13 protein-coding genes are annotated in these 14073 nt (G+C 69.7%); 7 read left to right on the top strand and 6 right to left on the bottom strand.

Features of this window, described 5'->3' with window-relative positions; translation table 11 throughout:
• Positions 1 to 4 precede the first annotated feature (4 nt).
• The 6 genes from KYK13_RS03645 (at position 5) to KYK13_RS03620 (ending at position 5906) form a co-directional block, all read left to right on the top strand.
• A complete protein-coding gene (locus KYK13_RS03645; protein WP_223641989.1) occupies positions 5 to 1471 on the top strand; it encodes a YdiU family protein in 1467 nt (488 codons plus the stop codon).
• Between the two features lie 84 nt (positions 1472 to 1555).
• A complete protein-coding gene (locus KYK13_RS03640; protein ID WP_223641988.1) occupies positions 1556 to 2062 on the top strand; it encodes a hypothetical protein in 507 nt (168 codons plus the stop codon).
• 42 nt (positions 2063 to 2104) lie between these two features.
• The gene (locus tag KYK13_RS03635; RefSeq protein WP_223641987.1) at positions 2105 to 3073 is read left to right on the top strand and encodes a hypothetical protein; all 969 of its coding nucleotides are present in this window, start codon (positions 2105 to 2107) and stop codon (positions 3071 to 3073) included.
• A 90-nt stretch (positions 3074 to 3163) separates the two neighbouring features.
• The gene (locus tag KYK13_RS03630; RefSeq protein ID WP_223641986.1) at positions 3164 to 3703 is read left to right on the top strand and encodes an inorganic diphosphatase; all 540 of its coding nucleotides are present in this window, start codon (positions 3164 to 3166) and stop codon (positions 3701 to 3703) included.
• 6 nt (positions 3704 to 3709) lie between these two features.
• Positions 3710 to 4597 carry a CHAD domain-containing protein gene (locus KYK13_RS03625; protein WP_223641985.1) on the top strand — a complete coding sequence of 296 codons (888 nt, stop codon included), beginning with the start codon at positions 3710 to 3712 and terminating at the stop codon, positions 4595 to 4597.
• A 421-nt stretch (positions 4598 to 5018) separates the two neighbouring features.
• A complete protein-coding gene (locus KYK13_RS03620; RefSeq protein WP_223641983.1) occupies positions 5019 to 5906 on the top strand; it encodes an RNA polymerase factor sigma-32 in 888 nt (295 codons plus the stop codon).
• Between the two features lie 100 nt (positions 5907 to 6006).
• Here the strand turns inward: KYK13_RS03620 and KYK13_RS03615 are convergent, their stop codons facing one another.
• Positions 6007 to 6804, bottom strand: coding sequence for a hypothetical protein (locus KYK13_RS03615; protein WP_223641981.1), 798 nt, complete (start codon positions 6802 to 6804; stop codon positions 6007 to 6009).
• A gap of 203 nt (positions 6805 to 7007) precedes the next feature.
• Here KYK13_RS03615 and KYK13_RS03610 point away from each other — a divergent pair, with 203 nt between their 5' ends.
• Positions 7008 to 8264, top strand: coding sequence for an Hsp70 family protein (locus KYK13_RS03610; RefSeq protein ID WP_223641979.1), 1257 nt, complete (start codon positions 7008 to 7010; stop codon positions 8262 to 8264).
• 7 nt (positions 8265 to 8271) lie between these two features.
• Here KYK13_RS03610 and KYK13_RS03605 read toward each other — a convergent pair whose 3' ends face one another.
• From KYK13_RS03605 to KYK13_RS03585, 5 genes are all read right to left on the bottom strand, one after another.
• On the bottom strand, positions 8272 to 8613 hold the full coding sequence (locus KYK13_RS03605; RefSeq protein ID WP_223641977.1) for a hypothetical protein: 342 nt from the start codon (positions 8611 to 8613) through the stop codon (positions 8272 to 8274).
• 238 nt (positions 8614 to 8851) lie between these two features.
• Complete coding sequence (locus KYK13_RS03600) at positions 8852 to 9745, bottom strand: hypothetical protein (RefSeq protein ID WP_223641975.1); 894 nt, start codon at positions 9743 to 9745, stop codon at positions 8852 to 8854.
• A 4-nt stretch (positions 9746 to 9749) separates the two neighbouring features.
• On the bottom strand, positions 9750 to 12368 hold the full coding sequence (locus KYK13_RS03595; protein WP_223641973.1) for a TonB-dependent receptor domain-containing protein: 2619 nt from the start codon (positions 12366 to 12368) through the stop codon (positions 9750 to 9752).
• A gap of 30 nt (positions 12369 to 12398) precedes the next feature.
• A complete protein-coding gene (locus KYK13_RS03590; RefSeq protein ID WP_223641971.1) occupies positions 12399 to 13211 on the bottom strand; it encodes an OmpA family protein in 813 nt (270 codons plus the stop codon).
• Positions 13212 to 13328: 117 nt separating this feature from the next.
• Positions 13329 to 13931 (bottom strand): chalcone isomerase family protein, encoded by a 603-nt coding sequence (locus KYK13_RS03585; protein WP_223641969.1) that lies wholly within the window; start codon positions 13929 to 13931, stop codon positions 13329 to 13331.
• Positions 13932 to 14073 lie beyond the last annotated feature (142 nt).

The following is a 14073-nucleotide window of genomic DNA, read 5'->3' as shown; positions in this document are numbered from 1 at the left end:
ACCCATGGCCTCGCTCGAACAGCTCGTCTTCGACAACACCTACGCCCGCCTGCCCCCTGGGTTCGCCGCCCGGGTGGCCCCCGCGCCCTTTCCGGACGCGCACGTGGTGAGCGTGAACCCGGCGGCCCTGAAGCTGCTGGGGCTGGACGCGGCGGAGGCGCAGCGCCCGGAGTTCGCGCGCGTGTTCGGCGGGGCCACGCCGCTGCCCGGCATGGAGCCTCTGGCCATGGTGTACTCGGGGCACCAGTTCGGCGTGTACGTGCCGCGCCTGGGAGACGGCCGCGCGCTGCTCCTGGGCGAGGTGCGCGCCCCGGACGGCGGCAGGTGGGACCTGCACCTGAAGGGCGGAGGGCCCACGCCCTTCTCGCGAGGCGGTGACGGGCGCGCGGTGCTGCGCTCCACCATCCGCGAGTACCTGGCCGGCGAGGCCCTGCACGCGCTGGGCATCCCCACCACCCGGGCCCTGTGCATCCTGGGCAGCCGCACGCCGGTGTACCGCGAGGAGGTGGAGACCGGCGCCATGCTGGTGCGCATGGCCCCATCGCACGTGCGCTTCGGCACCTTCGAGTTCTTCCACCACACGGAGCAACCGGGGCACGTGGCCACCCTCGCGGACCACGTCATCGCCGCGCACTTCCCGCACCTCGTGGGCCAGGAGGGCCGCCACGCGCGCTTCTTCGCGGAGGTGGTGGAGCGCACCGCGGAGCTCGTCGCGCGCTGGCAGGCGGTGGGCTTCGCGCACGGCGTGATGAACACGGACAACATGTCCATCCTGGGGCTCACGCTGGACTACGGCCCCTATGGGTTCCTGGACGACTTCGACCCGGGCTTCGTCTGCAACCACTCCGACCACCAGGGCCGCTACGCGTTCGACCAGCAGCCGCGCGTCGCGCTGTGGAACCTGGCCTGCCTGGGTGAGGCGCTGCTCACGCTCATCACCGAGGACGAGGCGCGCGCCACGCTGACCCTCTTCCAGCCCACGTTCACGCGGCACTTCCTCGCGCGCATGCGCGAGAAGCTGGGCCTGAAGGTGGCCCGCGACGAGGACCGCGCGCTGCTGGAGGAGCTGTTCACGCTGATGGCCGGCTCGCACGTGGACTACACGCGCTTCTTCCGCGCGCTGAACCGCTTCGACTCCCGTCCTGGCGCGCGCAACGACGCCCTGCGCGACCACTTCCTGCCTCCGGAGGGCTTCGACGGATGGGCGGAGCGCTACCGGGCGCGGCTGGCGTCCGAAGGCAGCGAGGACGCGGAGCGCCACGCGCGCCTGGACCGCGTCAACCCGAAGTACGTCCTGCGCAATTGGGTGGCTCAGCAGGCCATCTCCCGGGCCCAGGAGGGGGACTCCGCGGAGGTGGACCGCGTGCTCGCCCTGGTGTCCGCGCCGTTCGACGAACACCCCGGCCAGGAGGCCTATGCGGCCTCGCCTCCGACGTGGGGACGGCACCTCGTGGTGAGCTGTAGCTCGTGACGCACGGGCACAGCGGAGCACTGAGCAGGCGGGCAGGCGGACGCGGGCGGGAATCCCCTGCGCGCGGTGCCTAGCTTGGAAGGCATGATCGAACCTCCCGCTCCGCCGCGCATCGTGTTCCGTGCCCTGGGTCCCGGCCTCGTCGGCGCCACCGCGCTCACCCTCGTTCACGAGAGCGCCCGGCGCGTGTTGAAGCACCCGCCGCGCATGGACGTGCTGGGCATGCGCTCGCTGGAGAAGGGCATCCGCTTCTTCGGCGGCGAGCCAGCGAAGGGGCGCCAGCTGCATCGCCAGACATTGGCGGGGGACCTGCTGTCCAACGGCCTCTATTTCTCGCTCGTGGCGCTGGGACGCCCCAGGCGCCCCTACCTGCGCGGCGCGATGCTGGGTCTGCTCGCGGGCCTGGGCGCGGTGGTGCTGCCACCGAAGCTGGGCCTGGGCCGCAAGCCGTCCCGGGCCCGCCCCTCCACGTCGCTGCTCACCGTGGCCTGGTACACGCTGGGGGGCCTGGCCGCGGCGCGCGCCACACGGAAGCTGGTGGCGCGCCGCCAGCCGGAACCGCCCCTGCATCAGCGCCTCTCCAGGGAATAGGGGCTGGAATGCGTTGCAGGTGGTGGACTACAACTCCTCGCAATGCATCACGTCGAGTTGCCCGTGGGGGAGCTGAACGAGTTCGACCTGCCCCCCGTCTGCATCGTCACCGGTGAGCAGGGGGAGGGCGTGGTCTTCAAGCCGGTGAAGTTCGTCTGGCATCCACGCTGGATCGGCCTCCTCATCTTCTGCAACGCGCTCATCGCCCTCATCGTCGCCCTCGCGATGACGAAGCGGGTGAAGGGCGCCCTTCCCTTCACGGAAGAGGCCTGGAGCCTTTGGAAGCGCGGACAGGTCATCATGGGCGTCTCGGCCGTGACGACCATCGCACTGCTCCTCACGTCGCTCAGCCTGCTGGCGTCCCGTCATCCCAGCCCGCTGGGCTTCCTCGCGCTGGTGTCGGCCGTGGCGCTCCCCGTGTTGGCCTGGTTCTTCTTCCTGCGCGGCAGGGGTCCCCAGGTGCGGCGCATCGACAAGGGCACCATCGCGCTCGCCATCCCCAATAGGGACGCCGCGCGGGCCCTCATGGGCCATTTCCAGGCAGGGCTGCGCGCCCCGGTCTGGAATGGCGAGGAGGGCCTGGACGAGAACGGCGTTCCGACTCGCGCCGTCTGCGCGCGGCACGAGGACATCGTCGCGAACCAGGTGTGCCCCCGTTGCGGCGCGTTCATGTGCCCCCGGTGTGAGAACCGCGTCCGCCGGGAGGCGATGCCGATGTGCCCCGGCTGCTGGGAGCTGCGGGCCCGCGTCCTCGCGAAGCCCCCGGACTCCCTCGTCACGGCGCCGAACGTGGGCCTGGTGCTGGGACTCGTGTCGCTCCTTTCCTTGCTCATTCCCTTCCTGATCATCATCCAGCCCGTGTCCCTGGTGCTCAACACCATGAACCTGGTGAAGGCCCGGCGAGAAGGCGGGTCTCGGGAGAACCAGCGCAAGGCCATCGTCGGCCTCGTCGCCACGGGGCTGGGGGCGCTCCTGCTCGGCATGATGTTCTTCCTGCGCTCCGGGCCCTGACGCTCGGGCGCCGCTCCAGGGTTGGCGAGTGAATCCCCTGACACGGGGACACTTGCCGGACGAACGAGGGCGACCCCAGCCTGAAGGGTGATGGCCACCGACTTCACCCACCTGCCGCTGCGCGGCGACCAGAATGCGTTGCACGTCGTCGTCGAGTCGCCCCGCGGCTCGACGGTGAAGCTCAAATACGACACGAAGCTCCAGGCCTTCACGCTGTCCCGGCCGCTGACGCGAGGCTTCCGCTACCCGTTCGACTGGGGCTTCATCCCCAGCACGAAGGGCCCGGACGGCGACCCGCTGGACGCGCTGGTGTACTGGGACGTGCCCACCTGGCCGGGCGTGGTGCTGCCCTGCCGGCCGCTGGGCGTGCTCCTGGTGGACCAGAAGCCGCGGGGCGCGACGAACGGCGAGCGCGAGCGCAATGACCGCCTGCTGCTCGTCCCGGTGCACGCCACCCGCTCCGACCACCTCCGTTCCTATCAGGACCTGTCCCAGCGCGAGCGCGAGGAGCTGGAGCACTTCTTCCTCGCGGTGGTGCACTTCGCGGACAAGGACGCGCGCATCCTCGGCTGGGATGGGCCGGATGCCGCGGAGCGCATGGTCCAGCAGTACGCCCTCGAGGAGGACTGACGCCCCATGCCGCAACCCACTCCCATCCGGGGCCTGGGCCCCGACACCGCGCTGGGCGACGCCGCGCGCCGCATCCTCGCCGGGCGGCTCGCCGACGTGCGCCACCCGGAGAGCCAGCTGGACGGTGAGTTGGACGGGGACGGCGTGCACGACATGCGCGTGGCCACCCGCCGCCTGCGCGCCGCGCTCCAGGTGTTCCAGGCCACCGGCAAGCTCACCCGGCTGGAGGCGGACGTGAAGCGCCTCCAGGACGCGCTGGGCGCCGTGCGGGACTTGCACGTCCAGGACCAGTGGCTGGACACGGCCGCGAAGGGAAAGAAGGACGCGGGCAAGGCGCTGCAAGGCCTGCGCGAAAGCCACCTGTCCGGCCTGAAGACCAAGGAGAAGAAGCTGCGCGCGGAGCTGGAGCGCTGGACGGACCGCACCGTGCCGCGCCTCCTGAAGAAGCTGGACACGCTGGAGGACCCCCACCGCTTCTCCAGCAAGCGCGTGCGAAGCCACCTGCGCTGGCGCCTGCGCCGCGTGGAGAAGCGCCTGGAGCGCTACGCGGACGCGCCCGACGCGGCGTCCGCGCACGCCCTGCGCAAGGACCTGAAGAAGCTGCGTTACGAGCTGGAGATCTTCCAGCCCGCCTTCCGCCGCACCGTGAGCGCGCTGCTGGAGGTCCTGGTGCCGTTGCAGGACGGCCTGGGGGAATTGCACGACGCGGACGTGCGGCTGGAGCTGTTCGAGCGCGCCGCCGCGGAAGCCCCGCCCGGCCAGCGCAAGGCCGCGCGCAAGCTGCTGCCCCAGGCCCGCGACGAGCGCGCGGAGCGGTCCGCGGAAATCGCTCGCGAGGTGCAGCGCTGGCACGCGGAGGCCATTCCCAAGCGCCTGCGCAAGGCGTTGACCTGACGCACGCGCGGACAGAGCAGCCGCTCCAGTGAAGCGTGCTGGACCGCCCCGGCTCCGCTCCATCCAGGGAGTCTGTCCTTGCCTTTGAAGCCCTTCCGACCGGCGCTGCGGGCGGACACCTGCCCTCCGGGTCACCATGCGCGGGGGCCGGGGCGTGCACACATCCCTGCTGGATGTGATCCGCCCTGTGCCCGGGTCGGAGGGCTGGCAACCCTCCCTTCGGGGCACCCGGAAGAAGTGTCGAAACCCCGCGCTGTAAAAAGTGCCGGGTTCCGCCCTAAGCATTGTTGCTGTTTCGCGCAACACCCCGGAATCATTGAGGTCGCATGCCGGCTGGCATTGGCCCGTGCGTTGCTAAAGGTCTCCCCGTCGCAGCAACCGGCGGACACACAACCCGCCCTCTTCCCCGAGAGAGACCCCCATGCAGGCTTCCAACTCCTTCTCCACCGCTGACTCGCTCTCCACCTACCTCTCGGAGATCAACCAGTACCCGCTGCTGAACCCGCAGGAGGAGCAGACGCTGTCGCGCGCCTTCCGCGCGGGTGACCTGTCCGCGGGCCACCGCCTGGTGACGAGCAACCTGCGCTTCGTGGTGAAGGTCGCCTACGAGTACCGCTCCTACGGCCTGAAGATGTCCGACCTCATCCAGGAGGCGAACATCGGCCTGATGAAGGCGGTGCAGAAGTTCGACCCGGAGAAGGGCATCCGCCTCATCTCCTACGCGGTGTGGTGGATCCGCGCGTACATCCAGAACTACGTGCTGCGCAACTGGAGCCTGGTGAAGCTGGGCACGACGCAGGCGCAGCGCCGGCTGTTCTTCAGCCTGGCCCGTACGCGCCGCGAGCTGGAGAAGCTGGGCGCCGGCGAGGGCACCATCGTCAACGCGGATGAAATCGCCAAGAAGCTGAACGTGAAGCCCACGGAAGTGCGCGAGATGGAGCAGCGCATGGGCGGCCGCGACCTGTCCCTGGACGCGCCGGTGGGCGAGGACGGCGACGCCACGCACCTGGACTTCGTGGAGTCCGAGTCTGCCTCGCACGCGGACGAGGTCGCGGACCGGCAGCAGGCGGGCCTCACCCGCAACCTGGTGCAGCGCGCGCTGATGCGCCTGGATCCGCGCGAGCGCTTCATCATCGAGCAGCGCGTGATGAGCGACACGGAGATGACCCTGAGCGAGCTGGGTGAGCACTTCGGCTTCTCCCGCGAGCGCGCCCGTCAGCTGGAGATCCGCGCCAAGGACAAGCTGAAGGCGGAGCTGGCCAACCTGATGGCCGAGGCCGGCCTGGACCAGGCCGAGCTGGCCGCGTAACGCGCGGAAGGCCTCCTTCAAGGCTGCGACACGGCACGGCCCCGTCCCCTCGCGTTGGGAAGCGCGAAGGCACGGGGCCGTGGCATGTCCGGCGTTGGGCTCAGCGCGGCACGCCGGGCGAGGACTCGCCGCTCTCCGCCGGCGCCGGCGTGGCCGGCTGCGCGCGGGACGTGGCGTCGATGCGCAGGGCCTGCGGCTCGCCGGTGCTTTCGTCCGTGCGGTAGGAGGCGCGGACCTGCGCGCCCTCCTGGATGTCCGAGGCGCTCGCGGCCCGGCCGTCCACCTGCACCTGCGTGCGGGGCCCCACCTTCAGGCGCAGCTCGGGTTCGCCGCGCTGGCTCACCAGCACCTCCTGGGCGCTCGCGCTGAGCACGTCACCGGAGATCTGCTGTTCCCGGGCGGGCGCCGCCTGGGAGTCCTGGGCGATGGCCGCCTGCTGCGTGGCGGCGTTCGCGTTCGCGTTCGCGGCCTGCTGCTGTGAGGTGTTCTGGTTCGCGATGCGCTCGTTGGCGGCGGCGGTCTCGTTGGAGGCCTGCTGCTGGGTGGCGAGGTTCTGCTGCGACTGGCGCTGGGCCGCCAGGGCACTGGCCTGGGCCTGCTGGGCCACGGACTGGGCCTGCTGGGTGCGCGCCTGCGCCTGCTGCTGGCTGGCCTGGGCCTCCTGGGCTTCCTTCTGGGCCTTGGCCTGGGCCTCCTGGAGCTCCTGCTGCTTGTGCTGCACGTCCTCCTGGGCGCGGGCGGCCTCGCGCTGCTCGCGGGAGGCCGTCTTCTGCGCGTCGCGCGCGTCGTCGAAGGCCTTCTCTGATTGGGCCTGGGCCTGCGCCACCTGCTGTTCGGGCGAGTTGTCCGTGGAGGTCTGACGAGAGCGGTCTCCCTCCTGGCAGGCGGTGGTACTCACTACGAGTGCGGCGACTCCGGCGCCGAGCCATGCTGCGCGCGATTTCATGAGGTTCTCCTGTCAAAGGGATGACAGGGCAAAGATGGCTGCGGCCCGCGGAGCGCCAAGCCAGTGGATCGCGAGCGCTCGTCCGTCCGCCCGCCCCGCGGCGGTCACTTTGGGGCTACCGCGTGCGAGGGAATGGCGATAAGGGGCGCCCCCCCATGCGCGCCTGCGGACTCGACTTCGGAACCAGCAATACCGCCCTGGCCCTGCCGGACGGCACCGTGCTGCCGCTGCAGCCCCACACCCCGGAGCCCCGGCTGTTCCGCTCCGTGCTCTTCTTCGCGGAGGAGGAGCGTGAGGTCTTCACGGGCGCGGACGCCATCCAGCGCTACCTGGAGGACAACAACGGGCGGTTCATCCAGTCCGTGAAGTCCTTCCTGCACAGCTCGTCCTTCCGGGCCACGCAGGTGAAGGGGCGCACGTACACCATCGAGGACCTGGTGGCCATCCTGCTGCGCCGCGTGCGCGAGGCGGCCGGAGCCCACCTGGGCGAAGCGCCGGACGCGGTGGTGCTGGGCCGGCCGGCGGTCTTCACGCCAGACCCGGAGGCGGACGCGCTGGCGGAGAAGCGGCTGCGCAAGGCGGCGGAGATCGCCGGCTTCACACACGTGCAGTTCCTCATCGAGCCCATCGCGGCGGCGCTCGCGTACGAGGCGCGCCTTCAGAAGGACGAGCTGGTGCTGGTGGCGGACTTCGGCGCCGGCACGACGGACCTGACGTTGATGCGGCTGGGGCCGTCGCGGCGGGGGAACCTGGACCGCAAGCCGGACGTGGTGGGGTCCACGGGTGTGCGCATCGGTGGTGACCGGTTCGACGCGGAGATCATGCGGCACAAGCTGCTGCCGAAGTTCGGGGCGGGGTCCACGTACAAGGTGAAGGGCTTCAGCCACAAGCGGCTGCCCATTCCGCAGCACGTGCTGGCGAAGCTGCTCAACTGGCACGAGATGTCCTTCATCCGGGAGAAGTCCACGCAGGAGCTGCTGGAGGTGATGCTCGACACGAGCGACCACCCGGCGGAGATCCAGGCGCTCTACGACCTGGTGATGGACAACCTGGGCTACCGGCTGTTCCGGTCCATTGAAGCGGCGAAGGTGAAGCTGTCGAGCGAGGACGTGGCGACCATCGACTTCGAGGACGCGCGCATCCACCTGCACGAGCCGATGACGCGGGCGGAGTTCGAGGCGGCGAGCCGGACGTTGTTGGATGAGCTGTCGCAGTGCACGGAAGGGCTGTTGGCGAAGCACCCGGAGGCCCGGGACATTGACGCGGTCTTCCTGACGGGCGGTTCGTCGCAGATTCCGGCGGTGCGGGAGCTGTACGTGAAGCGCTTCGGGGAGGAGCGCGTGCGCACGGCGGACGCGTTCACCTCCGTGGCGGAGGGCCTGGGACGCGCGTCCGCGTGGCTGACGGGGTGAAAGCCGGTCAGGGGCTCCCGCCGTCCGACGGAAGCCCCTCCAGGACTCCAGCATCGGCTTCCGGAGGCGGCGGAAGGGCCTCCGGTTCCGCGCCCACACTTCGCCGCAGGATTCGACCCTCGAGGCTGACTGCGTAGCGCGCGCCAGTGTCCACACCGATGAAGGCGTTGCCACAGGCGTCCGGGGCCTCGTGGATCAGGATGAAGAAGACGTCATCCTGCCGGATGACCCGATAGCGATACGCCTCCGCGTGGATCCGCGCCATCTTCGCCAGCGCGGCGAGGTCCTGCTTCGAAAGGTTGGTGGGTGTCGCGAGATGGTTGTGGACAGGGTCTGCCCACTGGCTCAACGCATATCGGTCATCCGGGACGTAATACAATCAGGCGCAAGACTCCTTCGACATGCGCCAACGCACGTCGAAAGGAGCGCATCCCACGCGGTGTCGAACTGCGGCGTCCCCGGCATCGGGCCATCCAACCGGGCAGACATGCGCGTGGAGTCGTAGCGCACGACACCTGGCGGTGGCGGAGAAGCGCACCCGCTCATGCACAGGGCGCCCCACAGAGCCCCCATGAGCACCCGAGACCTCAAGGCCCCACGTCCACCGTGCGCGTCGTCCAGTCCGTGCCTCCGCGTCCGTCGCGGGCCACCACCCAGAGGGTGATGCGCTCCGGCGTCTTGGCCGTCGTGTACGTCGTCGTCGGGTCGCCGGGCTTGCCATCCACCGGCTCCAGCGAGCGGAACGCCCCCACCTCCCCCTCCCCCGTCGCGAACCAGCTGAAGAAGATCTGCTCCGTCTGCGTCCCGTCCGCCGTGACGTAGGTCTCCTCGCTGCCCGCCCCCAGCACCGGCGTGAAGGTCACCTCCGTGTCCAGCGGCAGCGGCCCGGACAGCGGCGCGTCGTTCCACAGCACGTCCTGCATCACCGGGTTCTGGTTGGGCGTGTCCGTCGAGCGCAACGTGATGCGCCGCACGCCCCGCTCCACGCCCTCCGGCGTCCCGCTGCCGTCCGTCGCCTCGTACCCCACGAACAGCGGCAGCCCGGTCTGCAACACCTGCTGCACCTTCGGGTCGTTGAAGTCGAACGTCCCCCCGCTCCCACCGCCCGTGCTGCCCGTGGCCGCCTGGAACGACGCGATGAGCAGCGCCTGCACCGCCGGGTCGCTCAATGACAGCACGCCGTTCTGCAGCGGCACCCCGCCGTCCCCCGGACACGCCACGTCCCCGTAGGGGTTCACGTCCGGCCGGCACAGCGCGTACGACACCGTCACCGGACGCGCGTCCGGCGTCACCGCCAGCGCGGTGAACGTCACCGGCGGAGGCAGCGTGGAGGCGTTCGGCTCCAGCGCCAGCTCCGGCGGCTCCGCCTTGATGCCGAGCACCCGCACGCGGCGAATCTCACTGGGCGCCTCGAAGTCGGGGCCACCACACGCGCTCAGCCCCAGCAACGCAATGACAGACAGCAGGACGGGAGTGCGCATGGCGTCAGAACGCTCCCTTCAGGCCGAGCACGGGCAGGATGGGCAGGCCCTTGAAGAACTCGCGCTGAGAGTAGTTGTAGTTGTAGGCCACGCCCTCGACCGACCGGTTGTTGTACGCGTTCGTCAGGTCCAGGTAGAGGTCCAGGTTCCAGGTGTTGAAGATGAAGTTCTTGTCCACGCGGATGTCCAGCTGGTTGAACGACGGCAGCCGCTGGGAATTGACCAGCCCGTAGTACGGGATGAACACGTCCGTCGTGTCGTCGCGCTTCGCGCCCAGCACCGGCGTCGTCGGGTTGCCGGACGCGAAGCGGAACCGCGCGCCCACCTCCCAGCCCCTCGGCAGCTTGTAGCTGGCGATGGCCGTCAGCACGTGCGTCTGGTCGTTGTCGAACTTGCGCCAGCGCGCCCCCGGCGCGTCCCGGCGCTCGCTGCGGCTGAGCGTGTACGAGATCCAGCCGAACAGCCGGTCCGTCAGCGCGCGGCGGATGAGCAACTCAAAGCCATAGATGCGCCCCACGCCGCCGTTCTTGAGGTTCTCCGGCACGGACTCGCCGTTGCGCTCGACGCGCGCGTTCGAGCGCACGATGAGGTCATCCAGGTCGTTGTAGAAGACCTCGCTGCCCACGAACCACTCCGGCCGCGCCTGCCACTCCGCACCCACGCTGTACTGGAGCGACCGCTTCGCCCCCAGGTCCGGATTGCCGAACCCCGGCGACGGCTCATCCTGCACCGGCGGGCTGTGGTAGACGCCCGCGCCGCCCTTCAGCGTCAGCGTCTCCGTGAGCGCGTAGCGCACCGCGAGCCGCGGGTTCACCGTGCGCTTCACCTCCTGCTGCTCCGTGAAGATGTAGCTCTCCGTGCGCACGCCCGGCACCACGAGCAGGTCCTTGATGGGCCGCCACCGCACCTCCGCCCAGGCGGACGGGTAGTACTGGGTGAAGTTCCCATCGATGTTGATGAGGTCCTCCGTGACGAGCGGCGACGGCGGCTCGCCCTCGCGCGGCGGCTGCTGGATGCTGGCCGTCACCTTCGCCAGGTTCGCCACCACGTCCAGGCCGCCCGCCACCGTCACGCGGTCGTTGAACACGTACTCCACCGTGGGCCGCAGATACAGGTCCGTGGACGCGATGCGCAGCCCGCGCTCGCCAATCGAGAAGTCGAGGATCGTGTTGCCAATGAGCCCCTGCGTGTCGAGCGCCAGCCTGCCCTCGCGGAACTGGTGCCGCAGGCGCAGCTGGTTGAAGCCGGTCGTCACGTCCAGGCCGCCATTGATGGACGGGTCGTTGTCCGCCGGCTGGTCCAACAGCAGCGCCAGGCGGTCGCGCGACGTCAGGCCCTGCAGCGTGAACGTGTGGCGGCTGCTCGGCTTCCACACCAGCTTCGCCTGCGCGTCGTAGTAGCGCGGGGCCACCTGGAGGCTGTCGTCGTCGAACGGCACCGCCTTGAGCACCAGGTCGATGTACGAGCGCCGGCCGCCAATGGCGAAGCTCAGCGTGTCCGTGATGGGCCCCTCCACCACCGCGTTGGATTCGATGCCGCTGATGCCCACCGTGGCGTGCAGGCGGTCCGTGCGGGGCTCGCGGCTGCGCACGTTGATGACGCCGCCGGTGATGTCGCCGTAGTACGCGGAGAAGTTGCCGGGCAGGTAGTCCACTGCCTCCAGCAGGTCCGAGTTGTAGACGGAGGTGAGCCCCCCGAAGTGATACAGGATGGGGATGCGCAGGCCGTCCAGGAAGACGCCGGACTCCTGGGGGCTGGTGCCGCGGATGACCAGCGCGCCGCCGTTGAACGCGGGCCTCGCCACGCCCGGCAGGTTCTGCACCACCTTGAGCGTGTCGCCCTGCGTGCCCGGAACGCGCTGCACCTCCGCCACCGTGATGGTGGTGCGCGTCACCTCCTTGCGCTCGCGGTCGCTGCGGACCACCGTCTCGTACTGGCTGAAGATGCGCTTCTGCACGTAGTACGTGGCCTGCGTCTCCTTGCCCTCTTCAATCGTCTCCTGCGTCTTGAAGCGGTCGTAGTTGCCCAGCACGACGATGACCGGATGCGTGCCCACGGGGACTCCCCGGAAGGCGAAGCGCCCCTCGCTGTCCGTGACCGCGGAGCGGTCCAGCTCCGTGAGCACCACCTCCGCCCCCACCAGCGGCTTGCGCGTGCCGCGCTCCAGCGCCCGGCCGCTGAAGTTCACCGGCCCCTGCGGCTCCTGGACGCCGCCGTCCGGCGCGGCCTCCGGCGGGGGCTCCGGCGCGCGGAAGACGAACTGGTACGCGTACTGGATGCGCACCGGCGCGGGGACGTTGTCGACCTCCGCCGGTTCGAACTGGAACTGCTTCACCGCTTCCACCGCGGCCTCGTCGAAGCCGTGGCCCGCGGGCTGCGTGACTTCGACGTTCGTGACGGAGCCCGTCTCCGAGATGTCGATGAACATCACCACCGTGCCCTCGAGCTGCTGGGCGGCGGCATCCGGCGGGTAGGCGGCTTCGACCTGACGCAGGAGGGCGGGCGGCTTCGTCAGCACGCCCGTGGGAGCGCCGGCATCGCCAGCGAGGGTCCCTGCGTCCGGAGCCTGTGCCACGGCTCCGGTCGCAAGCAATACACAGACGACGCAGAGGAGCGTTCTCATGAAGGGTGCGCGGGTCTCCCGCGCACCCTCCTAGCGCCCTCCGAGGCCCGGCGCGAGGACGATTTCGATGCGCCGGTTCTGGCTCTTGTGCTCGGGCGTGTCGTTGGGGACGAGCGGCTGGTATTGCCCATAACCCGCCGCGGACAGCATGGTCGGATCCACGCCAGAGTCCTGCAGCGAGCGCACCACCGCCATCGCGCGCGCCAGGCTCAGCTCCCAGTTGGTGGGGAACTGTCCGCCGCCGGTGGGCACGTCGTCCGTGTGGCCCTCCACGCGCACGATGCGGCCCTTCACCGTCTTCAGCGCGTCCGCGATCTTGACCAGCGCCTCCTGCCCTTCCTTGCCCACGCGCGCGGAGCCTGACGCGAAGAGGATCTTGTCCTTGAGCTGCACGGTCATCCGGCCCTTCATCTCCGACAATTCAATCTTGCCGTCGGCGATCTCCTGCTTGAGGGACTGGGCCAGGTTCTCGTACTCGGAGCTCTTCTTCTCCAGCTCCTCCTTCGCCTGCGCGAGCTTCTTGGCGTTGCGCCCCAGCTCATCGTTGAGCGCGGCCAGCTGCGCGTTCTTGTCCTCCAGGGCGCGGCGCTCGGCCGCGGCGGAGGTGAGGCGGTTCTCGGAGGCGTCCAGGCGCGTCTGCAGCGCGGCCTTCTCCTGCTCCAGCGCGGCCTGCTTCTCCTCCAGCTCCTTCACCTTCGCCTCGGCCGCCGCGCGGGCCGCCTTCTCATCCGTGAGGTTCTTCGTCAGCCCTTCCGCCTCCAGGGCCTTCTCGTTGAACTTCCCCTGCGAGACGCAGCCCGTGGAGAGGGCAACGAGGGCAGCCAGAACCAGACGTGTCCGCATAGGTGCGATTCCTCCTGACAAGGATGTTGGTGGGTCTGAGACTACCGCGCTCAGACCCGCCGCCGAGGAGAAACGCGCATCCAATTTGAGGCCAAACTTCCCTGCTGAACGAGCGGCCTACTTGGGGAAGATGGGGTGGGTGTCCAGCCAGGAGCTGAAGAGGGCGTCGGCGAAGGACTTGCCCGGGATGTAGACGCCGCCGGACGCGCCGCCCGAGACGTGGAGGCCGGAGCCAGGCAGGTAGGTGAGGACGAGGTCATCGCCCTTGCGGACGTCATGCAGGGACGACAGGAGCTTCTCCAGGGACTGGCTGAGGGCGTCCTGGCGCATGGCCGGGTTCTGGCGCAGGCCTTCGCGGAAGCTGCCCACCAGCTGGTCGCGGGTGATGGTGCGCAGGAAGCGGAAGTGCAGTCGTTTCAGGCTGTTGGACGACACGGCCTCCTTGAAGGAGGACGGTTCCTCTTCCATGTAGAGGCTCCACACGTAGACATTGAAGAAGAGCTTCTTCTTCAGCTCCATGTGGGTGAGCGCCAGCGTCTTGCCCTCCACCTGGAGGGAATCCGGCATGTCCACCCCGCCCGCCTGCTCCGCGTGGGCGGCAGCGCCCACCAGCAGGAGCATCCCCAGCGCGACCCCTCGCGCCCCCGTCTTCCACGCCGTCCCCATCATCGCCCTCCCCTTCCCCCTCTTTCCGACGTCGGTGATCGCAACGGTGCGCATGCCCAAGAAAACCGCCACTGGCCGCGATCATTGGTTTGTGCACCATTGGACGGCATCAAGGCGCCCAAGGCAAGGCTGTTGGGGGTTCAAGTGACTCCCCGGTTGGCGAGCAGACGGCGCGGATGGCGCGTGGCGTCACGAA

It is taken from the genome of Corallococcus sp. EGB (genome assembly GCF_019968905.1).
GTDB lineage: Bacteria > Myxococcota > Myxococcia > Myxococcales > Myxococcaceae > Corallococcus.
Note: the sequence above shows the minus strand (reverse complement) of the source record. Positions and strands in the feature narration are given on the sequence as shown.

Coding starts and splice junctions, on each gene's coding strand:
- KYK13_RS03645 (WP_223641989.1), top strand. CDS start 5: ATGGCCTCGCTCGAACAGCTCGTCTTCGACAACACCTACGCCCGCCTG.
- KYK13_RS03640 (WP_223641988.1), top strand. CDS start 1,556: ATGATCGAACCTCCCGCTCCGCCGCGCATCGTGTTCCGTGCCCTGGGT.
- KYK13_RS03635 (WP_223641987.1), top strand. CDS start 2,105: ATGCATCACGTCGAGTTGCCCGTGGGGGAGCTGAACGAGTTCGACCTG.
- KYK13_RS03630 (WP_223641986.1), top strand. CDS start 3,164: ATGGCCACCGACTTCACCCACCTGCCGCTGCGCGGCGACCAGAATGCG.
- KYK13_RS03625 (WP_223641985.1), top strand. CDS start 3,710: ATGCCGCAACCCACTCCCATCCGGGGCCTGGGCCCCGACACCGCGCTG.
- KYK13_RS03620 (WP_223641983.1), top strand. CDS start 5,019: ATGCAGGCTTCCAACTCCTTCTCCACCGCTGACTCGCTCTCCACCTAC.
- KYK13_RS03610 (WP_223641979.1), top strand. CDS start 7,008: ATGCGCGCCTGCGGACTCGACTTCGGAACCAGCAATACCGCCCTGGCC.
- KYK13_RS03600 (WP_223641975.1), bottom strand. CDS start 9,745: ATGCGCACTCCCGTCCTGCTGTCTGTCATTGCGTTGCTGGGGCTGAGC.
- KYK13_RS03595 (WP_223641973.1), bottom strand. CDS start 12,368: ATGAGAACGCTCCTCTGCGTCGTCTGTGTATTGCTTGCGACCGGAGCC.
- KYK13_RS03590 (WP_223641971.1), bottom strand. CDS start 13,211: ATGCGGACACGTCTGGTTCTGGCTGCCCTCGTTGCCCTCTCCACGGGC.
- KYK13_RS03585 (WP_223641969.1), bottom strand. CDS start 13,931: ATGCGCACCGTTGCGATCACCGACGTCGGAAAGAGGGGGAAGGGGAGG.